19 protein-coding genes, 2 tRNA genes and 1 pseudogene are annotated in these 22,950 nt (G+C 62.1%); 5 read left to right on the top strand and 17 right to left on the bottom strand.

Going from position 1 to position 22,950, the window contains the following annotated elements:
• Window positions 1-52 precede the first annotated feature (52 nt).
• The 9 genes from CYJ17_RS04985 to CYJ17_RS04945 all read right to left on the bottom strand — a co-directional run bounded on the left by CYJ17_RS04985 (window position 53) and on the right by CYJ17_RS04945 (window position 7,015).
• Entirely contained in the window at window positions 53-394 is a 342-nt protein-coding gene (locus tag CYJ17_RS04985; RefSeq protein ID WP_087071068.1) for a helix-turn-helix domain-containing protein, read from the bottom strand.
• 257 nt (window positions 395-651) lie between these two features.
• Entirely contained in the window at window positions 652-951 is a 300-nt protein-coding gene (locus CYJ17_RS04980) for a HigA family addiction module antitoxin (protein ID WP_087071069.1), read from the bottom strand.
• The gene (locus CYJ17_RS04975) at window positions 926-1,210 is read right to left on the bottom strand and encodes a type II toxin-antitoxin system RelE/ParE family toxin (protein WP_087071070.1); all 285 of its coding nucleotides are present in this window, start codon (window positions 1,208-1,210) and stop codon (window positions 926-928) included. Before CYJ17_RS04975 ends, CYJ17_RS04980 begins: the two co-directional genes overlap by 26 nt.
• 37 nt (window positions 1,211-1,247) lie before the next feature.
• A complete protein-coding gene (gene fni, locus CYJ17_RS04970) occupies window positions 1,248-2,408 on the bottom strand; it encodes a type 2 isopentenyl-diphosphate Delta-isomerase (RefSeq protein WP_087071071.1) in 1,161 nt (386 codons plus the stop codon).
• Entirely contained in the window at window positions 2,405-3,526 is a 1,122-nt protein-coding gene (locus CYJ17_RS04965) for a phosphomevalonate kinase (protein WP_234984531.1), read from the bottom strand. Before CYJ17_RS04965 ends, fni begins: the two co-directional genes overlap by 4 nt.
• 73 nt (window positions 3,527-3,599) lie before the next feature.
• A complete protein-coding gene (gene mvaD, locus CYJ17_RS04960; RefSeq protein WP_087071072.1) occupies window positions 3,600-4,574 on the bottom strand; it encodes a diphosphomevalonate decarboxylase in 975 nt (324 codons plus the stop codon).
• Window positions 4,571-5,551, bottom strand: a complete 981-nt coding sequence (gene mvk, locus CYJ17_RS04955; protein ID WP_087071073.1) for a mevalonate kinase — start codon at window positions 5,549-5,551, stop codon at window positions 4,571-4,573. The genes mvaD and mvk overlap by 4 nt, the downstream gene beginning before the upstream one ends.
• Before the next feature lie 283 nt (window positions 5,552-5,834).
• Window positions 5,835-5,910, bottom strand: a tRNA-His gene (locus CYJ17_RS04950).
• 181 nt (window positions 5,911-6,091) lie between these two features.
• Window positions 6,092-7,015 (bottom strand): ATP-grasp domain-containing protein, encoded by a 924-nt coding sequence (locus CYJ17_RS04945; RefSeq protein WP_087071074.1) that lies wholly within the window; start codon window positions 7,013-7,015, stop codon window positions 6,092-6,094.
• 31 nt (window positions 7,016-7,046) lie between these two features.
• On the opposite strand from CYJ17_RS04945, the gene CYJ17_RS04940 reads away from it, so the two are divergent.
• Together CYJ17_RS04940 and CYJ17_RS04935 are read left to right on the top strand one after the other, a co-directional pair.
• Entirely contained in the window at window positions 7,047-8,618 is a 1,572-nt protein-coding gene (locus CYJ17_RS04940; RefSeq protein WP_087071075.1) for an aspartate:alanine exchanger family transporter, read from the top strand.
• Window positions 8,619-8,828: 210 nt separating this feature from the next.
• The gene (locus CYJ17_RS04935; protein WP_101595197.1) at window positions 8,829-9,260 is read left to right on the top strand and encodes a hypothetical protein; all 432 of its coding nucleotides are present in this window, start codon (window positions 8,829-8,831) and stop codon (window positions 9,258-9,260) included.
• A gap of 42 nt (window positions 9,261-9,302) precedes the next feature.
• Here the strand turns inward: CYJ17_RS04935 and CYJ17_RS04930 are convergent, their stop codons facing one another.
• On the bottom strand, window positions 9,303-10,403 hold the full coding sequence (locus CYJ17_RS04930) for an alpha/beta hydrolase (protein ID WP_087071077.1): 1,101 nt from the start codon (window positions 10,401-10,403) through the stop codon (window positions 9,303-9,305).
• 109 nt (window positions 10,404-10,512) lie between these two features.
• Window positions 10,513-11,967 (bottom strand): annotated as a pseudogene (locus CYJ17_RS04925) (sugar porter family MFS transporter).
• Window positions 11,968-12,387: 420 nt separating this feature from the next.
• On the opposite strand from CYJ17_RS04925, the gene CYJ17_RS04920 reads away from it, so the two are divergent.
• The gene (locus tag CYJ17_RS04920; protein WP_087071078.1) at window positions 12,388-13,275 is read left to right on the top strand and encodes an AraC family transcriptional regulator; all 888 of its coding nucleotides are present in this window, start codon (window positions 12,388-12,390) and stop codon (window positions 13,273-13,275) included.
• A gap of 124 nt (window positions 13,276-13,399) precedes the next feature.
• Here CYJ17_RS04920 and CYJ17_RS04915 read toward each other — a convergent pair whose 3' ends face one another.
• The 3 genes from CYJ17_RS04915 to CYJ17_RS04905 form a co-directional block, all read right to left on the bottom strand.
• Window positions 13,400-13,882, bottom strand: coding sequence for an Hsp20/alpha crystallin family protein (locus CYJ17_RS04915; protein ID WP_087071079.1), 483 nt, complete (start codon window positions 13,880-13,882; stop codon window positions 13,400-13,402).
• Window positions 13,883-14,077: 195 nt separating this feature from the next.
• Window positions 14,078-14,518 carry a hypothetical protein gene (locus tag CYJ17_RS04910; RefSeq protein ID WP_087071080.1) on the bottom strand — a complete coding sequence of 147 codons (441 nt, stop codon included), beginning with the start codon at window positions 14,516-14,518 and terminating at the stop codon, window positions 14,078-14,080.
• A 415-nt stretch (window positions 14,519-14,933) separates the two neighbouring features.
• Window positions 14,934-15,006: transfer RNA gene (locus tag CYJ17_RS04905), tRNA-Lys, on the bottom strand.
• 857 nt (window positions 15,007-15,863) lie between these two features.
• Here CYJ17_RS04905 and CYJ17_RS04900 point away from each other — a divergent pair.
• Together CYJ17_RS04900 and CYJ17_RS04895 are read left to right on the top strand one after the other, a co-directional pair.
• Window positions 15,864-18,635, top strand: coding sequence for a DEAD/DEAH box helicase (locus CYJ17_RS04900; protein WP_087071081.1), 2,772 nt, complete (start codon window positions 15,864-15,866; stop codon window positions 18,633-18,635).
• A gap of 161 nt (window positions 18,636-18,796) precedes the next feature.
• Window positions 18,797-19,747: a YggS family pyridoxal phosphate-dependent enzyme gene (locus CYJ17_RS04895; protein WP_234984532.1), complete on the top strand. Its 951-nt coding sequence runs from the start codon at window positions 18,797-18,799 to the stop codon at window positions 19,745-19,747.
• 64 nt (window positions 19,748-19,811) lie between these two features.
• Here the strand turns inward: CYJ17_RS04895 and CYJ17_RS04890 are convergent, their stop codons facing one another.
• The 3 genes from CYJ17_RS04890 to CYJ17_RS04880 are packed head-to-tail and all read right to left on the bottom strand — an operon-like array spanning window position 19,812 to window position 22,866.
• The gene (locus CYJ17_RS04890; RefSeq protein ID WP_087071083.1) at window positions 19,812-20,684 is read right to left on the bottom strand and encodes an ABC transporter ATP-binding protein; all 873 of its coding nucleotides are present in this window, start codon (window positions 20,682-20,684) and stop codon (window positions 19,812-19,814) included.
• Between the two features lie 2 nt (window positions 20,685-20,686).
• Window positions 20,687-21,835 (bottom strand): FecCD family ABC transporter permease, encoded by a 1,149-nt coding sequence (locus tag CYJ17_RS04885; RefSeq protein ID WP_087071084.1) that lies wholly within the window; start codon window positions 21,833-21,835, stop codon window positions 20,687-20,689.
• Window positions 21,832-22,866, bottom strand: a complete 1,035-nt coding sequence (locus CYJ17_RS04880) for a FecCD family ABC transporter permease (RefSeq protein ID WP_087071085.1) — start codon at window positions 22,864-22,866, stop codon at window positions 21,832-21,834. Before CYJ17_RS04880 ends, CYJ17_RS04885 begins: the two co-directional genes overlap by 4 nt.
• Between the last annotated feature and the right edge of the window lie 84 nt (window positions 22,867-22,950).

The raw sequence follows: 22,950 nt of genomic DNA, 5'->3' as shown, positions 1-22,950 counted from the left end.
TCTACTTTTATATATCTTAGGAAGGCGAGTCATTGGCCTGAGTCGTGCAGATTTAACTCGCGCTTGACACGAATTCAAGGTCGGCACAATAGCCGAGCGCGGCGTCGCGCATCTTTTCCACATCCGACTTGTCCGTCCCGGAACAAGTGGTATAGCTGACCTTGTCACCGACATCAGCGAGCGAAAGAAGGCTTTCAATGCTCACGTCGAGAGCGACCGAGAGCTGATAAAGAACAGCTCCCTCAACATCACCCATCCCAGATTCAAGCTTCACTACGGCATCGAGCGGAAGCTGCGCCATTGCCGCAAGTGCTTCGCGCGTAAGTCCCTGGTGAGTGCGATATTTTTTAACCTGCTGGCCTACCGACAGGGTGTAATCATTCACCAACTCCATCGTTAACCTCCTCGTTAGTACTGCATCACTGATATCTAAAATAATGCGGAGCGTAGCCCGTCAATAGTCGGCAGCCTGGGACGTACTCAAATGCAAGACACCTGTTCCTCACAGTTTTTGAGCACATGGCCAGTGTCGAGTAGTTGTGAAAACTTGGGCGCGAAATATGGGGAGATGCATGACGGTCAGAGTTGAGCGTTGAGTGCCCTTTTTTGATAAAGATAAGCACGCAGATTCAACTCGCACCTGACAATGAATTAGGCAACAAGCGGATTAATACTCTCAACTTCAGATGCGTCAAAAGAGAGAATGTCAAAATCGCGCTGTAAATTCACCCAAAACTGCGGAGTTGTCCCGAGAGCCTTCGATAACCTAAACGCCATCGAAACACTGATAGAACGCTTACCGGAAATAATCTCCCCAATGGACGTTTGCGACGCCCCGATAGTCTTGGCGAGGCGGTAAGGCGTGATCCCCAAAGGCTCAAGAAATTCTTCTTTCAGAATCTCGCCCGGGGTCGAAAGATACTGGTTAGTGGTAGTCACGGAAATGGACATCGTAAGCCTCCTGTGCTTCATTATCCCAGCGGAACACAACCCGCCATTGATTATTCACGCGGATACTCCAATACCCGCGGAGATTACCCGAAAGCGCCTCAAGCCGGTTTCCCGGCGGCTGGCGAAGATCGTGCACAGTCCTCGCAGCGTTCAGCATCTGCAAGCGCCGGGTAAGTTGCTTTTGCAAACCGGCCGGATAACGCCTTGGGTAGGGGCCTCCCAGGAAGAAAGCGTACAGATCAGGGTCACGTACTCTCACCCCTCAATACTAACGCCACCCGAGAGTATTAGCAATACTATATGCCTGTTGCATTGCGCGAAGTATTATGCGTTCGTTCACGCCGCGCATACGCCTCAAGATCGACGCCGCGCAGCCGGGCCCGTTCGGCCAGCTCCCCGGTAATAAGCACCTGGCATTGCCGTGCCGCACTGACCGTCTGCGCCCCGAGCAGCGCCAGCAGCGCGCGCACCTGATCCCGCCAGGAACGCAAACCGGCCACAGCAGCTTCCTCCCCCTGAACCGCCAGCTCAAGGAATTGGCGAGCCACACCGGCCGCACGCGCCCCCAAAATAAGCGAACGGACAACATCCAAAGGAGTGCGCACCCCGCCCGAAGCTAGCAGGTCAAGCCGGCTTCCTGCCTCCGCCTCAAGCAGGCACAGCGCGGCAGACTGCCCGAAGCCCGCTAAATACGAGTATTCACGCGCTTCCCGCCGGGAATTTTCAATGCGGGCGAAATCCGTGCCGCCCACTCCCCCGACGTCGACCACCTGCACCCCAAGATCCGCGAGCACACGTTGCGTTTCCTGCGAAATCCCGAATCCCACTTCTTTGACGATCACCGGTACGCCGGCCTGCGCCACAATCTCCTCCACCGAGGCGCGCCAACCGGAAAACTCCCGCTCGCCTTCCGGCATAACAATTTCTTGCCCGGCATTGAGATGCAGCTGGAGGGCATCCGCGTCCAGAAGCTCCACCACGCGCCGAGCATCCGCGCCGCTACGTCCCACCCCAATATTGCCCATAACGAAACCGCGCGGATTTTCTTCCCGAATCACAGTAAAAGACGAAGCCGTAGCCGGATCATCAAGGGCCACCGAGGCCGATCCGCTCGCCATCGGCACGCCCACTTCCCGCGCCGCGATCGCCAGCACCCGGTTAATGCGCCCGGTCGCTTCCGTCCCGCCGGTCATCCCGTTGATATAGAAAGGCAGCGGCCACGTGAAGGGCCCGACCTGCGTGGACAAGTCCACCGCGGCGACGTCGCACGCGCCAAGCGCGTGATGAACCGGCGCCACGCAATCAAAATCATTACGGCGGATCTCCTGAGCCCGCGCGAGGGCCACATGCTCGTCCTTGCGCGCCGCCCGGGAAGTATCCTGCTGAGCACCGGCTCCATCGCCCATACCGCGCGAACCGCTAGCCCCAGCCGCGCCGGCAGCGTTCACCGCGCTCATCCTTCCACCACCGCGAGGTTCAGCGGTTCGACGCCGCCCGCGCGCCAACCCCGATACACCGCGTCTTTATCCACATCGCTTCCCACCAGGGCGATCCCGCAGTCACCCCCGCCAGCTCCGGATGATTTGGCAGCTCCCCCCAGCTCGGCGGCGACGTCGCATAAATGAGTCAGGCGCTCGGTTTCGATGGTGATACCCGAGCTGGCGCCCAGCTGGCGCAGGAGCCGGCGCGCGGCGGTGATCTCCGCGCCGATGCGTCCACCGGTGCGCAATTGGGTGGCCAGGCGTTCCACCACGTCCTCGTATTCGTCCAGGAATCCGGGGAAGTAGGCGCCGCGCGAGCGGGCCTGCACCCCGGAAACCAGGTGCTCGGTGGAAGCGGGCAGGCCCGTCCAGCCCACCAGGAGTTCTTCACGGGCGGGAGCGGGCAGTGATTCCACCGCCCACGGATCCCAGGCCGGGGCACTCAGAGTCTCGGTCACGCTGTGGTTGCGCGCGTATTCGCTCAAGCCCGCGCGGTCCGGGGAGCGGTAGTAGACCCAGCCTCGGTAGGTGGAAGCAGCAATATCCCCGCCCGAAGCGCGCGGGGCCCGCTCCAGAACGGAAAGCAGCGCAACCTTGTAGCGTTCCTCCAGGGTGAGTTTGAGATCGTAAAAACGATTGAGCACATCCACGATAGCCACCGTCACCGCGGCCGAGGAACCCAAGCCGTATTTGCGGCCGTCCTCTTCGACCAGGCCGGAGGTGATATCGAGGTTGTAGTGGCGGGCCTCCAAGCCGCGTTCGCTGCGCAGCGCTTCCACGGTGCGGATGGCGTTGGCGGCGTAATCGGAGCCGATATCGTCAAAAACAGGGAGGGCATTTTCGTGGCGCCAGTAGAGGGGTGCGAAACCGTTGCCGTGCGAACGCACCAGGCCGGAGCCTTCCGCCGGGCTAAGAACAACGTCAATAAAACGGTTCACAGCGATGAGGATTGCCGGCCGGCCGGCTTCCACCACGGCGTACTCCCCCGCGATGTAGAGCTTGCCCGGCGCATTGGCGTGGATGCGCGCGGATGACTGCTCTGTATCTGCTCCGTTCACGCTATCTGCCCTGCTCAAGCTACCTGCTTCGCTCACAACACCTCCCGTGTTCTTCCCACGTTCCTTCGGCAACTGTAACGCACCGCGTGGCTGCTCTCACGCCGGCGGCTTAGGACACCGCGCGGTGTGACTCCGGTTCCGCTACCAGGTAAGCACCGTTCCCCGCGTGAGCAATGTTTACTTTGCCGAGGGCTTCGGCGTGGCGTGCCACTTCAGCGGCGAGCTCGGGGCGGGTCAGGAGCACCACATTCGGGCCGGCATCCGCGGTGGCATACACATCCAGTCCCACGCCGCGCAGGGTACGGGCCAGCTCAAAAACGCGCCAGGATGCGGACGTTAGGTAATGAATGGGCGGGTCGGAGCTCATAATGAGGGCGTGCATGCGCAGCGCGGATAGCTCGGTGAGTTCGCCGATGCGCCGCATATCCCCCGCCTTGCAGGCCTCCACCATCTGCGCGGCCATCTCACGAGTGGATTCCACCCAGCCGCGGTAGTACGGCGAGGTAGCGCGGGTGGTGACCATAGCTTCCCGGGAAGTGATTTTCTTGTGAGCAGTGTTTAATACCACGGAGACCATGGCCAGCGGCGGGGCCGGGATTTCTTCAGCGAAAGATTCTTCATCTGTTCCGGCATGCCAGAGCGCCACCCCGCTAATAACGGAACGCGAAGCCGATCCCGAACCGCGCCGAGCCAGGCGAGAGAGGTGAGCGGTGTTTACACCCATCCCGTATTCGGTGGTGGCCGCGAGCGCCAGGGCCGCGAATCCGGAAGCTGAGGAGGCCATCCCGGCGCCGGTTGGAGCTTCGTTGTCGCTGATGACCAGTAGTTTTTCGCTGCGCCCGGCCTGTGCGCGGATAACATCGAGCACCCGCTCTACCCGGCTAAGCGCCTTTTCGCTCGCTTCGTGGCCGTTGAGAATGAGTCGGTCACGCTGGGCGGTGGGGGCGAGGCGGGCTGTCGTCGTCGTCGGAAAAATATCGAGGGTAAGGGAAACGGAAGGTGCGGCGGGAAGCATGAGATCGTCATCCGCTTTCCCCCAGTATTTGATGAGGGCAATATTCGGGTGGGCGCGCGCGGTGCTCATTTGCTGGCCTCCACCCAGGTGGACCAGGCGTTTGCCGCGCCCGCCGCGCTCAGCGCCGCTGCGATGTCTTTCGCGTGAACACTGTTCTCTGCCAGGGCGATAACGCAACCGCCAATCCCGCCGCCGGTCATCTTCGCGCCGAGCGCCCCGGCGCCGTGAGCAGCGTTTACCATGGTGTCCAGTTCCGGGGAGGAGACGCCGAGCTGCGCGAGCGTGGCGTGGGCGCGCCACATATTCTCCCCCATGCTCGCCCAGTCTCCTGTTGCGAGCTGCATTTCCGCGTCCGCCGCGTATCCGGCCAGGCGTGCAACCAGGGCCTCCACTTTGGCCGGGAACTTTTCGCGCAGCTCACGCACCGAACCGACGGCCTGCCGGGTAGCGCCGGGCACCCCGGAATCACCGATAACCACGTGGAGGGGGCGCGCCACGATGAGGGGCGTGACGTCCGGGCGCTGGAATTTAATAACAGTATCGGCGACGACGCCGTGGGCATCCATGCCGGAAGGGCGCCCGTGGGCCACCCGTTCCGCTACCTGGATGAGGAGGAAACGCTCGGCGGACGAGAGGTGCACTCCCGCGGCGTCGGCGATGGCCGAAACGATCGCGGCAGCGACCGCGGCCGAGGAACCCAGCCCGCGCTCGTAAGGAATATCGGAATAAATGGTGACGTGGGCGGAGCTGCCCGGGGCCACGAAATCGAGGCCGGCGTCAATAGCGGCAACCACGGGGCTCAGGCGCTCCGGGGCAGTGGCGGCCGGGCCGCGATAAAGTTCGGAACTGATGGTTGATTCGCCGGTGGTGATGGTGGCGTTGGCGATGACGGGAAGTACGTGGACGGGTAGGGAAATGGCCGGGGCGCCGTAGACCACGGCATGTTCGCCGAATAGGATCGCCTTGCCGTGCGCGCGGCCGACCCCGATGCGTACCTTGGGGATACGGGTTTGGGTATCGAACGCGAAGGATTGCGATTGGCTCAACTGTGCGGCTCCTTGTCACGGCCGCGAGCGGCCTACCTGTACTTGCCCTGGCTGCGCGGGGCACGGCTCCGCGCTGGTCATTCCCCTATGGTACCGAGAATTTGGTGGCGTGACGGTGAGGATAGCGCGCGCCACGTTTTCGGCGGTGCGCTGAGCCTTATAGAACAACCGCCAAAAACGGCATTGCGCCGATAGGCCGGCACCACCGCCATCCCCTACCAGCGATACGACTCAGGCTCGTTTCGCCTGCTTGCTTCCAAACATTCAAAACGAGCCTGAACTCTGGGGTGGCCAACGGGGCTTGAACCCGCGACCTCCTGGACCACAACCAGGTGCTCTGCCAGCTGAGCTATGGCCACCATTTCGGCGAAAGAACGCCGATAAACAACTATAGCCGGTCACCGCGCGCAAAGACAATTCAGCGGCGGTGATAGCGGCCACGTTGTGAGCCAGATCGGCGCCCCGCCCGGCTGCGCCGTCGTACCTCAGTCGCGTTTATGCGCGGGAGCGGGAGCTGCGCCGTCGTGCTATTTAGTACCGCTACCAGGCCGTACGCACCGCAATCGCGTCCGCGAAACGATTGAGGTGACTCTCATCCAGCGACAGGTAGAGCGAGCCGTCGATCAGGGAAATCTCCATAACGTAAAACTCGTTCGGGTCCCCCGGCGCGGCCGGCACGATGTCCACGCGGTTGAAGAGCAGCAGGTGGTCGCGCCCGGTATGTTCGCGGATGAGCCCGTGCAGCACATTGCGCACCCGCTCGCCCCAGCGCCATTCCGATTCGCGCGCCGCGGAAACTGAGACCACTTCTTCCTGGATTTGGTCCGCGCTGCGGAAACGCGGGTGGAGCAGCGGAGCCTTTTCCACCCGGTAGGAAGCCAGGCCGTTGAGGAAGATGAGCGAGACCTCACCGGTGCGGTCGATATTCTCCAGGTAGCGCTGCACCATCACGCTGCGGCCCTTAGCCAGCTCGTGCTGGGCGTGCAGAATCGCCTGGGACCGCGAGGCCGGATCGGTGGCGGTATAGCGCCCCGTGCCGCGCCCGCCGGATGACACCGCGGGCTTGACCACAAAATCGCCGTGCGCCGGGAAACGGGTATGGACCTGGTGTTTCGTGAGGTTTTCCTCCGGTTCCAGCCAGGTGGTGGGAATGGTCGGCAAACCCGCCGCTTCCAATTCCCGCAGGTAATGCTTATCAGAATTCCACGCCATAATATCGGCGTGGTTGAGAATCCGCGGAACGGAACGGGCCCAGGAAATGAAAGCCTGCGGATCGCGCCCGTAATCACGAACTGAGCGGACAACGACGACTCCGGCGTTATTCCAGTCGTAATCGGGATCGTTCCACGCTACGACGCGCGGTTCGATATGGCGCTCACGCAGGGCATCGGGCAGGCCGGCCTCGTCCACGTCGAGCTTCGGTAAGTCTTTGCTCGTTGCAAGAGTAACAATGGGATCAGACACACTCTAACTCTACCCCGGCTAGTCTTATGGCGTGGCGATCCTTGACTCTTCTCCTTTATTAACAATTTTCGTTGTGGTGGCCCTCGGCTCCCTGCTCGGGGCGATTCCGCTGGGCCGGATACGTATCGGCGCGGCCGGCGCGCTCTTTGTGGGCTTGGCCATGTCCGCGCGCTTCCCCGAACTCGGGGCGGGTATGGACGTGGTGCAGTCCCTCGGGCTCGCCCTTTTCGTGTACACGGTGGGCATCGCCTCGGGTGCAGCCTTTTTCGCGCAGCTGCGGCGCAATCTTTCCTTGCTTCTGGCCTCGGTGGTTGCGGTTTTCCTCGCCGCGGGCGCCGCCCTGGTCATGGGCATTCTTTTCGGTATCGAACGGCCATTTTTGGCCGGCCTTTTCACAGGGGCGACGACGGCGGCACCGGCCCTCGCCACCGCCACCCGACTCACGGACGGTTCCACACAGCCCGCTATCGGATATGCCTTCGGGTATCCTCTGGCTGTCATTATCGGCATTATCCTGGTTTCCCTCATCGTGGGGCGGGCCTGGCCGGGGCTGCGCGATACCCCCTCGCTGGCGGGAAGCCTGCTCGATCCGCGCACCATCACCGTGGAACACCCCATGAACCTGCGCGATATTCCTGAGTGGGCCGACGGGCGGGTGCGAGTATCCTACTTGCGGCGCGGCGAACGCGTGCGGGTGGCCCTGCCCGGTGAGGACCTTGAGATAGGGGACGACGTCGTTGTTGTTGGTTTGGCGGCAGATGTGGAGGCGGCCGCCGCGCACCTCGGGCATTTGCGCAGCGAACACCTGGCCGATGATCGCAGCCACGTGGATTTCAACCGCCTGGTGGTGTCCAATCCGGACGTGGCGGCGCGTTCCATCGGGGAACTCAATCTGCCCGCTAAATACGGCGCGGTGGTGACCCGGGTGCGGCGCGGAGACCTAGAGCTGCTGGCCCGCGATGATTTCATCCTGGAGCCGGGCGACCGCGTCACCGTGGTGGCCCCGCGGGAACGCTGGGATGCCATCGCGGATCTTTTTGGGGATTCCGAACGCTCCATCTCGGAGATTGACGTGCTGAGCCTATCGGTGGGGATGGTGGCCGGGTTGCTGCTCGGCTTCGTGACGTTCCCGCTGCCGGGCGGTCAGGTGTTCCAGCTGGGTACCGCCGCCGGGCCGCTCATCGCGGGAATGTTCTTGGGGGCGGCCAGGCGCACCGGGCCCTTTGTGTGGGCCATGCCGGAGGCCGCGAATCTGACGATGCGCCAGCTGGGGCTCACCCTGTTTTTGGCGGGCCTGGGGCTCACGGCCGGGCCCGGTTTCGCGCAGATCGTGGTCTCCCCGCAGGCCGTGGGCGCGGCGGTGACGGTCTGCGTGATCACGCTGGTCTCCTGCGCGGCTCTGCTGGTGGCCGGCGCCTGGGTGCTGCGCCTTTCCGCGCCCCGTACCGCCGGCGCCATCGCCGGTTTCCTGGGCCAGCCGGCGGTCCTGGATGCGGCCACCTCCCGGGTGGGCGATGAGCGCATCGATAATGCCTACGCCACCCTCTTCGCTTTCTCGATTGTGGTCAAGATTTTCCTGGTGCCCGCGGTCTTGGTGTTGTAGCGAGGCTGGAGCGGTGTGGCGGCGCGCCGGAGATCGGCGCGGTGGTGCGGTGGCGCGGACGCGAACGTGGCGGTTCCCTAGCGCGGCCGCGCGAACGTAAGCCGCGGCGTGGAAGCGAGTGGGCGGGCCGGGCGGCGGCGTCGTACCGCGGCTAAAGTAGGGACGAAGATACGAAACCGTTTCCGGAAAATACGGGAAGTGAGGCGTGAGATGCGCGATATGGTGCGCAAGGTGGCGGCGAGCGCGGCGGCGCTGGGCCTGGCGGGCGCGGGGGCGCTGCTGCTGGGCGGCTGCGATGCTGGCGAAACCACCGAGGCCGGGAGTTTTATGCGGCAGGCGGGGGCGTCTATGTACGTGGTGAGCGTGGATGGGCGCGAACTGATCTCCAAGGTAGTGGATTGCAACGGCGGGGAATCCCAGGTGATGACCGGGCTTTTTGAGCCGGCGAATAACCTCGTGACCTGGAAGGATATCGACGGTAAGGAGATCGGCACCTCGGTGGCGCATTTCGCCGAGGACGGGAAGAGCATCACGCTGGCCAATGAGGCCACTCCGAATGCCGGAGCCACCTACGTGCGCGAAGGCACGCCGGAAGCCGAGCTCATGGCGCGCGGGCAGAAAAGCGAGTGCGCGCCGAAGTAGAGAGCTCGGCTTATCCGGCGTGTGCTACCGGTATTTCAGGTCCTACCGGCATTCGAGGGCGAAACGCTTGAGGTCGCTCAGGACCTCGCGGCTCTCCTCCAGCCACACCTGCCCCACCGGGAAGACGTGGCCCAGGGTTGCCCCGCGCGGGGGCCGGTAGGAATGGCATTCCACCGGGATTCCCTTGCGGGAAAGATATCCAGCAAAGAGCAGGGTTTCGAATTCGATAAAGTCATCTGAACTCGTGACCAGATAAGCCGGCGGGAGCTCGCAGCGCGAAACGAGCTTTTCGGCGCACAACAGCTCTTCGCCGAGCACTTGCACGGCGCGGTCGATGAAGCCCCCCATCTCCGTCAGATAGGCGAGAGTGGGAGTGGCGGCGTCGTCGTTCCCACCACCGGGGCGGCCGGAAACGAAAGGCACCAGGTCCGAGAGGTCGAAAAGACCGGAGACGAAAGCCATGCCCGCAACGGCGAGCCGCTCCTCCCCCAGAACGGCAGGCGCCGGGGCGTGCGGCGCGGTGCCCGGCGCAACGGCAGGCGCGTCAGGCGCATCCAGGGCCGCGAAAATTTCAGGATTACGCAAAGCCGCAACCGCGTACAGCCCCAGGGTGGCGCCGGCGGAATCCCCCGTGATCACAACCGAATCCGGATCAACCGGGTAATCATCGAGGTGGCGCGCAATCCAGGCGCAACCCGCGAGCACATCGCGGAGCTGGTCGAGGAAATCAGCAGCCGGGGCGAGCCGGTAGCTCAGCGAGAAAACCGCGCAACCCCGCTCCGCGAGATGGACTCCGAAATTCTTGTTGAGATCCTTCGTTCCGTAGACGAAACCGCCACCGTGAATATCGATGTAGACCGGCAGCGCTTTGCCGCCGCGCAGGTACGCATCGTGGGGAAGGTAGAGATCCAGGCGGTGGAAGGGGTTGGTTTCCCCGTCGGGAAGATAGGGAATATCCGCGATCACATCCACCGTGTCCGGGGTGTGCCAGCGTTCGCACCGCACGATATCAACATCGAGAACGAAAGATTTCCGCACCTCGATGGCACGTTGCCGGATCGCGGCGTCAACGCCGGCCAGATCCTCATCAATAGGCGTCCACGTGCGGGCCCGGGCAATATTCTCCGGGGTATCAGGATGCATGTGTTGTCCTCACTACTTGGTTCATGAGCGCGCGGCTATTCAGCACTTGGCTATTCAGCGCTCGGCTCATGACACTTGAGTTAATTGCACTCGATTAATTGGCGCGCGGCTACTCCGCCGGCATATCTTCGAGCTCAACACCGGCAGTTTCCGGAAGCGCCTTCATCACGAAGATCAAGCTCACGGCGGCGAAGACGGCGTAAAGCAGGTAGACGTTACCCGTACCGATGGCGTCTTTCAAGGGCGGGAAAGTGGTCGAGACCAGGAAGTTCGCGATCCAGTTCACCGCGCTTGCCACCGCAACGCCGAGGGCGCGGATGTTGTTCGGGAAAATCTCCCCGAGCACAATCCACATGACCGGGCCCCAGGTGAAGCAGAAGGCCAGGTAGAAGATGTAGACCGATACCAGGGTAATCGGCCCCCACATGCCCGGCAGGGTGATGGATGCGCCGTCGACTTCGGCCTGGTAGAAACCGAGGGCGGCAACTCCCAGGAAGATCGTCATGACGGTGGAGCCGGTGATGAGCAGGAAACGGCGGCCCACCTTGTCAACGATGAACATCGCCAGGATGGTCGCGATAATCGCGCCAATGGTCCGGTACACCGAAATATTCAGGGCGAGCTGTTCGCTGAAACCAACTGACTTCCAGAGCGAGGAATCGTAGTAGAGGATGATATTGACGCCGGAGAGCTGCTGGAGGGCAGCGACCGCCATGGCGATCCAGACCACCTTGCGCAGCCCGAAAGTCTTGCCGCGCAGATCGGAGAGCTTCGCGGCTTTCTCGCCGGAGAGGGTTGCGCGGATTTCCCGGACTTTACCTTCCGGATCCTGTTCGCCGGTGAGGCGCTTCAAAATCGCGGCGGCTTCGTCATCACGGCCCTTCATAACGAGGAATCGCGGGGATTCGGGGAGTTTGAGGGAGACGATGAGCATAATGAGGGCCGGCACGATCATGCTCAGGAGCATGATGCGCCAGGTGGGCATCCCGAACCAGAAGGTTTCGTCGGCACCGCCCGAAGCCTTCGCGTAGGTGGCGTTCACCACCACGGCGGCGAGGATACCGAAAGCGATGGCCATCTGCTGGAAGGAGCCGAGGAATCCTCGCATCTGAGCCGGAGCTACCTCAGCGATTTAGGCCGGGCCGATCACCGAGGCGAGGCCAACGCCAAGACCACCAACGAATCGGAAAATAATGAAGATCCAGACGCTCGGGGCGATCGCCGAGAAAATCGAGCACACCACGAACAGGATTGCCGCGATGAAAATTGTGGGGACACGGCCCAGGCGATCAGCAATATGGCTGGTAAACCAGGCGCCGATCACGCACCCGAAGAGGGCGCAGGAAACCGAGATACCACTCATGAAGGCGCTCAGATCCCAGCCGGTTCGGGAACCGGCAATGGAATCGACCGCGCCGTTGATAACGGATGTGTCGTATCCGAACAGAAAACCGCCGACGGCGGCGGCCAGGCAAACAATAATAATGCGGCGTTTGATGACCGGGTCCAGCGGGGCTTTTGCCGCTGGTGCCGGGGTGCCGCGCTGTTCTTTATTACGCGTCATTGCGCATCTTCCTCTCTATCAACCGCCCCCTTCTCCCATTCGAAGGAGGCACTGTCGAAAGCCGGGGTAAGTGCGGAGCCTGAAGCACATGCGTGCTACTTCCTGCTTCGCGTGAATCTTGGCTGGTGTTGTGCTTCTCAGCCGTTGTGATTCTTGGCTGTTCCTTACCCCTCGCGCCACTGAGCCTAGGCGAAATTTTCCGGGCGGTAGTGCCGAAATGTGGCACACTCTATGCTCAAACGTGACATGGTTGGCGGCCCCGCAGCTTTTCTCACGAAGAATGGGGCCATCACCTCATATCTGGGAGCTGTCCCCTCATACTGGGAGCTATCCCCTCATACCCGGGAGCTATCCCCTCATACCTGACCAGACTCCGGGGCGGCTCGTTACTATGAGAGATGAATCCGCGAGGAGTTAAGCATGATGGATAACCGCATACACACCCCGAGAGAGCCCATCCTCAATCGTGCTTTTTGTGAGGTGGGTTCCATGCCTGCCGAATACCCCGCTCTGGTGCTAGTACATCGCCAGCCGGAAGTGGTTCCGACCCACTGGCATTCCGGAGTCGAGGTCAATTACGTTGTGGAGGGTGGCGGGAGCGTGACTATCGATTCGCGCGTTGAGGCCCTCCACCCGGGAAAGCTCTGCATTATCAGCCCCTACACTCCCCATTCATTTATTACGGAATCACGCGGCGGGAAAGCGCCGCTCATTCTGTCCATTACGTATGACAGCAGCCGTATTGAACGAATTTATAAGAAGGCTGATCTTTATGTGATGTCCGTGGATTCGGCGCGGGCGCGGGATGAAGACCGGCAAGCACTCATTGACTTATGCCTGCGCATGATCGACACCACCCGCATGCTCGGCCCGGAACGGGTTTTCGGAATTAACGCGATCCTTTTCGACATCCTATTTTTGCTCTACCAGAACTTCGTTGTTCGGTGCCGCCCGCGCGGAGTTCGCCGCGCTACCGATACCACGATTCTCGCGATTGTGAGCGATATCGAGCGCCGCCACAAAGAACCGCTGACCGCTGCGAGCGTGGCCGAAGCGCACGGCTATTCGCGCGAGCATTTCAGCCGACTTTTCCGGCTCAGCACCGGGATGACCTTCAAACAGTACGTCACGCAATTGCGGGTCGAGGACGCGTATTACCTGCTCATGGAGGAGCAGGTCCCCACCCTGGAAGATATTGCCCAGCGGGTCGGTTTCCCCAGCACCCGGGCGCTCAATCGCGCTTTTATGGAGCGGCACGGGATGACCCCGCTGGAATATCGCAGAACCCGGTTAGGGAAGAGCAGGTAAAGACGCGGTGAGGAAGAGCGGCTGGCAAAACGGTTGGCAAAGGGCAGCCACCGGGAGGAATAATCCCGGAGCTGCCCTTCACTTCGATTTTTACGGTTAGCGGCGCGTAGGCCACTTCAGCCGGCTAGGCGGCCGGGGTTTCGGCCGGAGCCTCTGCCGCGGGTTCAGCCGAAGCCGGCTTAGCCGAACCAATCTGAACCTTGCGACCCTGCGAACCCGCGGTGGTCTTCACCGAGACGGTCAGCACGCCATCACTCAGATCCGCATCCACCGTGGTGGTATCCACCGCCTGGTCGAAGCCGAGGCTGCGGGAGACGGAGCGCGTGCGCGTACCGCCCTCAATTTCCTCTTCTTGCGAGGCCTTGAGGGTGATGTGATCCGGGTAAACGTTGAGGTCAATATCCTCCGGCGCGAACCCGGGAACATCGAAGAGAACTTCGTATCCATCCTCAGTTTGCTTGAGCTGCGAACGGTATTGCAGCGCGAGATTCTCCAGATCGGAACGCCGCCCGTTCACCATCCGAGTGGGAACGGCGAAAAAGCCATCAAAGGGGCTGAGGAACCGGTCCACCGCGTTGGACACTGTGCGATCAATATCGTATGCCATGGTCAATCCTTCTTTCACTTCTATGAACGACGACGCCGCGCGCCTTGCGGCGCCCGGGGCCTATCGCCTTGACATCAATCTCAACCTCCACTGCCCTGCATTTGTTCCACTCAGGAGTAATTGTTCACTCTAGGCTCAATAGTGGTTGAGTCAGTTACGCTCAGCTTTAGAGAAGGTGTATACCACGACCGACGCCTAACGCGCGCGGCGTATACCCCGGACGAAAGCAAGGAAGAAAAGAAGGCCAGCCCCGGCGAGCGCGGCGCCCAGGCCGGTATAGAAGAAAGCAATAAAGGAATCAGGCAGGAATCCGCTGGCACGCAAGCCAATTCCACCGCCCATCATGATGGCCATAACGAGGTAGGAGCGTGCGTCAAAGAAGTGCCACAAGGGCCGTGCCGAGCACGGATGGGAGCGAATACGCCGGATATGTTTCCCGGCAACTTTGGCGAACATCGCCCCGAAGGCGGCGAAAACGAGCAGAGGAAGCAGGCAGATCCACGGCGCGCCCATGGTGGAGCCCGCGATACTCTCCACACCAATGCGCGCGACGTTCACTCCTGCCAGGCACCACACCCCGCCAGCAAGCACAATCAGCCCGCTCTTAGAGATCCGGAAATAGGGACAGTCGCTCATAAATACTCCTCTAGCGCGGCCACAGCTGCCGGGCGTGCACTTCCGTGCCGTTCACACAGTCAGCGCCACTCAGTTTGCGCCGCTCAGCTCGAGCTACGAGTTCGCGCCGCCCAGTTCGCACTGCTCGCGTCACCAACACTGGTCTGTTCACTCCGCTCGCGCCAGCCACACCGGTACGCTCGCGCCGGTCGCGCCAGCCGCTTAGTTCGCGATCAAGAATAACGCGACAGGTGTCGCTTAGATAGTTATGGGGGAAGCCCGCAATTTCGCCCTGCGCGTAGCTGTAAAAGAGTCCCATGGCACAGTGCTGAGAAATGGTGGCGTAAAAACAATCCGCGACGTACGCTAGTCACGTGACTGCTTTCCGCACGATAATGCGGAAAACCCCATAGCTTGGAAACTACGGGGCCTGCTGTACACCGCCTGGGACTCGAACCCAGAACCCACTGATTAAGAGTCAGTTGCTCTGCCAATTGAGCTAGCGGTGCTCGTTATTCTTTTATGTTTGCCGCCCGCGGCGACGAATAGATACTTTACCCAGGCCCACCACCCAGCGCAAGTTAAGAACCCTACCTAAAGCTGTTTCCTCCCTCACACCACCTCCCCCACTGCCAGATAAGCGCGAGATAGCGCGCTTTGCGACGTCGCACCAACAGCATCCCGCCCAAGAGATGCAACCCTTAACCCAGAGATTAAGGGTCTACGGGCACTTACCCGATGCGACATCGCACCCTCCCCGTTTCCGCGCCTCTACACCCCCGCTTGCGCGAGGAAGAGATACCGGCGGTATTCCCCTTGTTGTAATCCTTGGAATTACCCCTCGCTTGCGCGGGGAAGAGGATAGCGAGGGCGGCTACCTGGTGCCCGACGAGGAATTACCCCCGCCCGCGCGGGGAACAGCTGGCTGACCTGGCTGTTTATCGGCGGCGGACTCGGAAAACGCGATGGAACAAAGTTCCAGATTCACGCTTCCCTCGATGATGCTGACCGGTGCGCTGGAGGCTACAACCGCACCACTTTTCACTTCTCAAATTTAGCTTATTGCGCCATGCCTATACCCTCCACACTCGTTCCGATAAGCAGCATTCCATCCCGATCAAGGACAGGGTGACTGCCGGTTCCCGTACTGGGCAGGGAAAAGCCCCGCTCGCGGGCGGCGTCGTCGTCGTATATAAGAGTGAGACTGCCGGTACCCGCAGCAGATACGGCGCGCGGAATCCCCGCCTGCGCGGGGAAGAGAAGTACGACGTCACATCGCTATCTATTTCTTCAGAATTTACTGGACGAACACCACGCATCCGTTTCGGCAGATTTTTATGTCGTAGGAGTGTGGCACCCTTAAGTCATGAGTTCACAACAGTCAGATCAGCCCGGGGCCGCGGCGTCGCGCCCTCGTCCGCAACTCAATGTTGCCCTGGACCTTCTGGAGGATAAGTATGGGCTCAACCCGCCTGATGATGCGCTTTATGAGGCGTTCACCCAGTGGGCGGAAAGCACCGGGCGGTCGCTTTATCCCCATCAGGAAGAGGCGCTGCTCGCCGCTATTGATGATGCTCATATGATCGTCTCCACGCCCACCGGCTCGGGGAAGTCACTCATTGCGCTCACCGCCATTTTCTGCGGGCTCGCGCGCGGGAAAACCGCGTATTACACCGCGCCTCTCAAGGCTTTGGTATCGGAAAAGTTTTTCGAACTCATCAATGTTTTCGGTGCCGATAACGTGGGGATGGTGACCGGGGATTCCACTATTAATGCCGGTGCTCCGGTGGTGTGTGCCACCGCGGAAATCGTGGCGAACCTGAGTCTGCGTGATGGTGCGGCGGCGGATATCGGCGTGCTGGTCCAGGATGAATTCCACTACTACTCCGATCCGCAACGCGGTTGGGCCTGGCAAGTACCGCTTCTGGAACTCACCCACACTCAGCAGGTGCTTCTTTCCGCCACGCTGGGGGATACCACCTGGCTGGAGGAGGATCTTGAGAAGCGCACCGGGCGCGCCGTCGAATGTATGAGTAACGCGGAACGGCCGGTACCGCTGTCGTTCTCGTACTCCTATCACCCGCTCGGTGAGCTCCTCCTGGAACTCACCTCCACGCATCGGGCACCCGTATATGTGGTGCATTTTTCGCAGCGAGAAGCGGTAGCGCAGGCCCAAGCCCTCCTCACCCACGCGCTTGTTTCCAAGGAACAGAAAGCCCGCCTCCAAGAAGCCCTGGGGGATTTTTCCTTCGGCCCCGGTTTCGGGAAAATTCTCTCTAAGCTGCTCAGGTCCGGTATCGGCGTGCACCACGCGGGCCTCCTCCCCCGCTACCGGCGGCTCGTGGAAAAGCTGGCGCAAGCGGGCCTGCTTCCGGTTATTTCCGGTACAGATACCCTCGGGGTCGGCATTAACGTTCCGATTCGCACCGTTGTGATGACCGGGCTGGCTAAATTTGATGGTCAGCGCAATCGGCACCTGAGCGCACGCGAATTCCACCAGATCGCGGGCCGCGCCGGGCGGGCCGGGTTTGATACCAAAGGCGATGTGATCGTGCAGGCGCCCGAATTTGAAATCGAAAATGCGCGGCTGGTGGCCCGGGCCGGGGATGATCCGGTCAAACAGCGCCGCATTCAAAAGAAGAAGCCCCCGGAAAATACGGTGCTGTGGTCGGAAAAAACTTTTGAGTACCTCAAGGGTGCCGCGCCGGAAACTCTGACGTCCCAGATGCGGGTCTCCCATTCGCTCATGCTCAATTTGTTCCAGCGCCCGGGGGATAACGTCGCGGCCGTCACCACATTACTCACGGATAATCACGAACCGCGCACGGCATCCAACCAGCTTATCCGGCAAGCCACCCGCATCTATATGTCTCTGGAGCGCGCCGGGGTGATCCTCCATCACACTCCGCAATGGTTGGCTGAGCACCCGGGGCACTCCCCCATCGAATACGCGCGTGAAGTTCCTTTTGATTTTGCTTTGAACCAGCCGCTGGCGCCCTTCGCGCTGGCTGCGCTGGATATTCTTGATCCGGACAGCCCGGAGTACGCCCTCGATGTCATCTCGGTTATCGAAGCGGTCCAAGATAACCCCATGCAGGTTCTGTACGCGCAGGAACGCGCGGCGCGCGGGCGTGCCATCGGGCGCATGAAAGCCGCGGGTATCGGCTATGACGAACGCATGGCCGAGGCAGATAAAATCACCTGGCCGCAACCCCTCGCGGAAGAACTAGGCGCGGCGCTCCAGATCTACCGGCAAACCAACCCGTGGGTGGATGATTTCCAGCTCTCCCCCAAGTCCATCGTGCGGGAAATGATCGAAAACGCGATCACCTTCTCCGAATTTATTTCTCGCTATGACCTGGCCCGATCCGAAGGAACTCTGCTGCGTTACCTCACGGACACCTACAAGGCGCTCCGGCAAACCGTTCCGCTGGAAGCCCGCACCCCGGATCTTGAAGACATGACCGGCTGGCTGGGCGGCCTGGTGCGCTCGGTGGATTCCAGTCTGCTGGACGAATGGGAAGCCCTGCGCGATGGCCGAATCACCGCCACGGAGATCGCCAATCTTGACAGCGGCGCAGGGGGCGCCCGCGAGCGCGCTTTCGGGGCGGATGAAGATGGCAAGGTTACGCTTTCGCGCAGCCCACACGCGCTGCGAGTCTCCATCCGCAACGCACTCTTCCGCTTCGTGGAAGCCGTGGCGCACGAAAATCTCGACTGGCTTGATCGAGCAGCCCTGGACGACGGCGCCGGTGTAGCCCGCGGGGACGGCATCCCGCTCTGGCTCGGCGGCCCGGTCTGGGATGGCGATACCTGGATGGATGCTACCGACGCCTACTTCGATTCCTACCAAGAGATCGGCATCGGACCCGAAGCACGCTCCGCCCAACTCGTCACCATGCTGGAACACCCCGACCGAGCGGATTTCATCACCGCCAGCGTCCCTGCGGAACACGTGGATAGCGTTATGGACAACCTAAGCTCCGCCACCGGGCGCCTGCGCGCCTGGTTAGTGCGTCAAGTTTTTGACGACGGCGCAGGTGACAACTCCTGGGGATTCTGGGCAGTTGTGGACCTTGAGGCAAGCGATACTGCTGGGCATGCCATCCTCGACATTATTAGCGTGGGAGAATTATGAGGCGGCTACCCGGAATTCTCAGCCGCTACTCGGCACTGAAAGTATGACGCCAGTTCTGGGGCGATTGTTCCGGCTCTAGGACCATGACGCCAGTTATGAGATTATTTCACCAGTTCGCGGCACAGAGAACTACCATAAACACCGGCGGATACCCGATACCTGTGGAGCTGACACAAACCATGACATATACGGAGCATGACAAGCTTGCTCGCCTTGCTGAACTATCCAGCATCACCCCAACCGCGGAAGAAATCCCCGGGCGCATCACCCTCGTGCGTGACGCCCTACGCGGAGCGGAAGAAGCTGCCGGAATACCGCTCGGCACTGCCCGACTCCAAATCGTGGTGAAACACCAGCCCATCACCGCCATCCGCGCCGCGCTCGCCGCCGGCTCCCGCCTCATGGGCCAAAACTTCATCCAACAACTACAGGACGTAGAAGCCCAGCTCGCGGTGCCCGCAACGGCGGCGGAAACAGGCTCCGGAACCGCGTCTGCACTGGCGCTCAACACGGCTTCCACCTCAACTCCCGGCACCGCTTCAGACTCAACTGAACGCCTCATTCATGATGCCAGCACCTGGGAAGGAAGCGGCACCGCCCCGGCCAGCGCAGGCAACCCGCCCCACTGGACCCACGTCATCGGCCACGTGCAATCCAATAAGGCCGGGCGAGCCCTCGAACTGGCCGATTGCATCGAAACCGTGGATAGCCTCAAATTAGCCCAGCGCCTCAACCGGCTCCAAGGCCGCCTGCTTGAGGAAGGCCACGCCCACGGGCCCTTCTCCATTTACGTACAAGTCAATTCCTCCGGGGCAGCCAGCCAATACGGAATCGACCCGGAACAGGTAGAAGAACTCGTCGGCCAGATCGCGCAGCTCCCCCACCTGCGGATAGACGGCCTCATGACCATCGGCGCGAACACCAGCGACGTACGGGAAATCTCCCGCTCCTTCGCGCTCGTGCGCAAACTACGCGACCAGCTCCAGCGCGAGCACCCCACCGTACGCGAACTCTCCATGGGCATGACCCACGATATGGGTATCGCCGTGGCGGAAGGCTCCACCCAGGTACGGGTCGGCAGCGCCATTTTCGGGCCCCGGCCCGCGGCCTAACAACGGCTACGATTCCGGCTTGCCCGCGGCCTGACTACCGCTACTATTCCTGCGCGCCCGCGCGCTAACTACGCGCCGAAACCGGCACAACCATCGGGGTACCCGTCACCGGATCCGGGATAACCACCGCGGTCAGGCCATAAATCTCCGCGATATTCTCCGGAGTAAACACCTCGCCAGCCGAACCCGAAAAAACAATACGCCCGTCCTTCATCGCGATGACATGGGAGGCGTAACGCGCCGCCTGATTCAGATCATGAAGAACCGCAACCAAAGTCCGCCCCTCCCGATTCAAGCGAGCACACAAATCCAACAGCTCAATCTGGAAGGCAATATCTAAATACGTCGTCGGCTCATCCAAAAAAATAATCGGAGTATCCTGAGCCAGCACCATCGCCACCCACACCCGCTGGCGCTCCCCACCAGACAGCTCCCCCAGCAGCGCATCAGCAAAATCCGCGGTCCCCGTAGCCGCCAAAGCCCGAGCAACCGCCTCCTCATCACGCTTCGACGGCCGCGAAAACACACCCTGATGCGGATAACGCCCCCGGCCCACCAGCTCGGCAACCGTAATCCCCTCCGGAATATGCGGCGACTGCGGTAGCAACGCCAGCTCCCGCGCGAAATCCCGCGAGCCCATCGCCGCAATATCCCGCCCATCCAGCAGCACCCTGCCACTCGCCGGCGAAAGCAACCGCGCCAAACCCCGCAATAGCGTGGACTTCCCGCATCCATTCGCCCCCACGATCACCGTGAACGACCCATCCGGAATCGCCACATTCAAATCCCGCGCCACCGCCACATCGCCATAGCCGAGGCAGAGATCCTCCCCGCGCAGCCGCGCGGCACCGGTAGAAACGTCGGCAGCCGCACTCTCCGCAGCGCCGGCAGCCATCCCAACAGAACCTCCCATATCCACGCCCTCGTTCTGACGCATTTTTATCGCCCCTTCCGTTGCGATAACACCACAACCAGCACATACACCCCACCGACCACCGTGGTAATCGCCCCCACCGGAACCGGCCGCGCCAGCGCAAATTGGGCGAACAGATCAGCCAGGAACAAAATCGAGGCACCCGCCAGCGCGCTATGCACGAGCGAAATTCCGCGCCGCCCGGCCGCCGCCCGCCCCACCTGCGGAGCCGCCAAAGCCACAAAGGCAATAGGCCCGGCCGCCGCCGTCACCACACACGTCAAAGCGATACCGACCGCGAGGATCCCCCGGCGAGCCTTCTCGACCGGCAAGCCGTGGGCAGCTGCGGCGTCGTCGCCCAATTCCAGTTGCCGCAACGGCCGCACGCAACACGCCACCAGCGGCACCAGGCACGCAAGAATTCCCAGCGCCGGCCCCACATTCGCCCACGACGCCTGCCCGAGCGACCCGGCGCCCCACACCGCGAGGCTGAGCGCCACCTCGTCCGAGGCCCGCAACAGCAGCCAGGTATTCGCCGCGCTGAGCATCGCCGTCATGCCGATCCCCACGATGATGAGGCGAAATCCGGACACGCCGTTGCGGTAGGCCAGCGCATAAATAATTATTCCGACGACGACGCCACCTGCCAGCGCGCCCATACTCACCGCGAGGGCTCCGCCCACAAGGAATGTCCGGGTGAGAATAACGCCGGTATAGGCGCCAGCGTTGAAGCCGATAATATCCGGCGAGCCGAGCGGGTTACGGGTGAGAATTTGGAAGAGCGCTCCCGAAAGGCCGAGCGCCGCCCCGAAGGCGACCGCAGCGAGGATGCGCGGCAGGCGCCAGGTGAGAACAACCTGGGCCGCGAAATCCCCCTGGCCTGCGGCAACCGCCCTCATCGAATCCGGGGAGAAGCAGGCAGCCACCTCGGCCGGAGTGAGGGGTAAATCCCCGAGGAGCAGAGCCCCGAGGCAACCGACCACCAGGGCGAGGCTCACCACGGCCGCAACCAGGCGGGAACGGCGTCGTCGTGCAGCGGTGGAGCGAGAACGCTGGGGGCGCGCGGTTACTGGCGCTACGGAGCTTAACTCTGGCGCGGCGGGAACGGACTGCGGCGCGGCACCCGTATGCGGTGCGGCGAGCTGCTGCGCTGCGGGTTGCGGCGGCGTACTCATAGCGCGAAAGCCTTTCGCCGGCGGACGAGGTAGATGAGGACCGGGGCGCCCAGGAAGGCGCTCACCACGGAGACGGGCAGTTCGCCGCTGGGGAGGATGATGCGCGCGAGGATATCCGAGGCGAGGAGCAGGGCCGGCGCCCAGATCGCGGACAGTCCCACGACCCACCGTTGATCCGCGCCCGCAAATGAACGAATGGCATGCGGCGCCATGAGGCCGATGAAGGAAATAGGGCCGGCGATGGCAACCGCGCCTCCGGTGAGGAGCGTCATCGCCGCTATGCCCGCCAGGCGAATGGCGGTGACGTTCGCGCCGAGGGCCCGGGCGGTATCGTCGCCGAGGGCGATGATATTGAGAGCCGGGGTGAGTGCGGCGGCCACGATGAGCCCGAGAGCGAGGAGCGGGAGGACCGGCAGGATCACCTCCCAGGGGCGGTTTTCCAGCGTGCCGGCCGTCCAGACGAGGATTTCGTTGAAGGTGCGCGGGTCGGCCAGGCGCAGGACACCCACAATGCCGTTGAGCACAGCAGAAAGCGCCACCCCGGCCAGGATGAGGCGGACCGGATCCGCGCGGCCGGTGCGCTGCGATCCGATCAGGAGGACCACCGCGGTGGCCGCGAGCGCGCCCGCCACCGCCCACCACATGTAGACGCTCGGCCGGCTGATGCCCGCGAGCGCGATGGCGAGGGTGACCGCGAAACCGGCACCGGCTGAGACCCCGAGGATTCCCGGTTCGGCCAGCGGGTTACGCGAAATTGCCTGGATAAGAGCGCCGGCCACCCCGAGGGCGGCACCGATAGCGATGGCGGCGGCGGTGCGTGGCGGGCGCAAAGTAAGCACTGCTTGCGCGTCCATGGAATCGCCGTCCGCGCCGGAGAGGATAGTAAACAGTGTTCCCGGGGAGATGGGGCGGGCGCCGATGCAGATGGAGAGGATGGCCAGCACGAGAACAGCGATCACTCCGGCGATAAGAGCCACAGCGCGCCGGCGCGCGATGGTGCGGCCGGGGGCGGTGTGGGCGGTGCTGTTCATAACGAGAACAGGCTACCCCAATTAAACAACGCCAGCGTATCCTAATAGGGCATCTGTGGTTTCAGTGACAACCACACGACCACC

This window comes from Actinotignum timonense (assembly GCF_002860685.3).
GTDB classification, from domain to species: Bacteria; Actinomycetota; Actinomycetes; order Actinomycetales; family Actinomycetaceae; genus Actinotignum; species Actinotignum timonense.
Note: the sequence above shows the minus strand (reverse complement) of the source record. Positions and strands in the feature narration are given on the sequence as shown.

What these genes read in the sequence shown, in the direction of transcription:
- CYJ17_RS04985 (WP_087071068.1), bottom strand. Translation starts at nt 394, where the DNA reads ATGGAGTTGGTGAATGATTACACCCTGTCGGTAGGCCAGCAGGTTAAA.
- CYJ17_RS04980 (WP_087071069.1), bottom strand. Translation starts at nt 951, where the DNA reads ATGTCCATTTCCGTGACTACCACTAACCAGTATCTTTCGACCCCGGGC.
- fni (WP_087071071.1), bottom strand. Translation starts at nt 2,408, where the DNA reads ATGAGCGCGGTGAACGCTGCCGGCGCGGCTGGGGCTAGCGGTTCGCGC.
- mvaD (WP_087071072.1), bottom strand. Translation starts at nt 4,574, where the DNA reads ATGAGCACCGCGCGCGCCCACCCGAATATTGCCCTCATCAAATACTGG.
- CYJ17_RS04935 (WP_101595197.1), top strand. Translation starts at nt 8,829, where the DNA reads ATGCGCGATATGGTGCGCAAGGTGGCGGCGAGCGCGGCGGCGCTGGGC.
- CYJ17_RS04930 (WP_087071077.1), bottom strand. Translation starts at nt 10,403, where the DNA reads ATGCATCCTGATACCCCGGAGAATATTGCCCGGGCCCGCACGTGGACG.
- CYJ17_RS04920 (WP_087071078.1), top strand. Translation starts at nt 12,388, where the DNA reads ATGATGGATAACCGCATACACACCCCGAGAGAGCCCATCCTCAATCGT.
- CYJ17_RS04915 (WP_087071079.1), bottom strand. Translation starts at nt 13,882, where the DNA reads ATGGCATACGATATTGATCGCACAGTGTCCAACGCGGTGGACCGGTTC.
- CYJ17_RS04910 (WP_087071080.1), bottom strand. Translation starts at nt 14,518, where the DNA reads ATGAGCGACTGTCCCTATTTCCGGATCTCTAAGAGCGGGCTGATTGTG.
- CYJ17_RS04900 (WP_087071081.1), top strand. Translation starts at nt 15,864, where the DNA reads ATGAGTTCACAACAGTCAGATCAGCCCGGGGCCGCGGCGTCGCGCCCT.
- CYJ17_RS04890 (WP_087071083.1), bottom strand. Translation starts at nt 20,684, where the DNA reads ATGCGTCAGAACGAGGGCGTGGATATGGGAGGTTCTGTTGGGATGGCT.
- CYJ17_RS04885 (WP_087071084.1), bottom strand. Translation starts at nt 21,835, where the DNA reads ATGAGTACGCCGCCGCAACCCGCAGCGCAGCAGCTCGCCGCACCGCAT.
- CYJ17_RS04880 (WP_087071085.1), bottom strand. Translation starts at nt 22,866, where the DNA reads ATGAACAGCACCGCCCACACCGCCCCCGGCCGCACCATCGCGCGCCGG.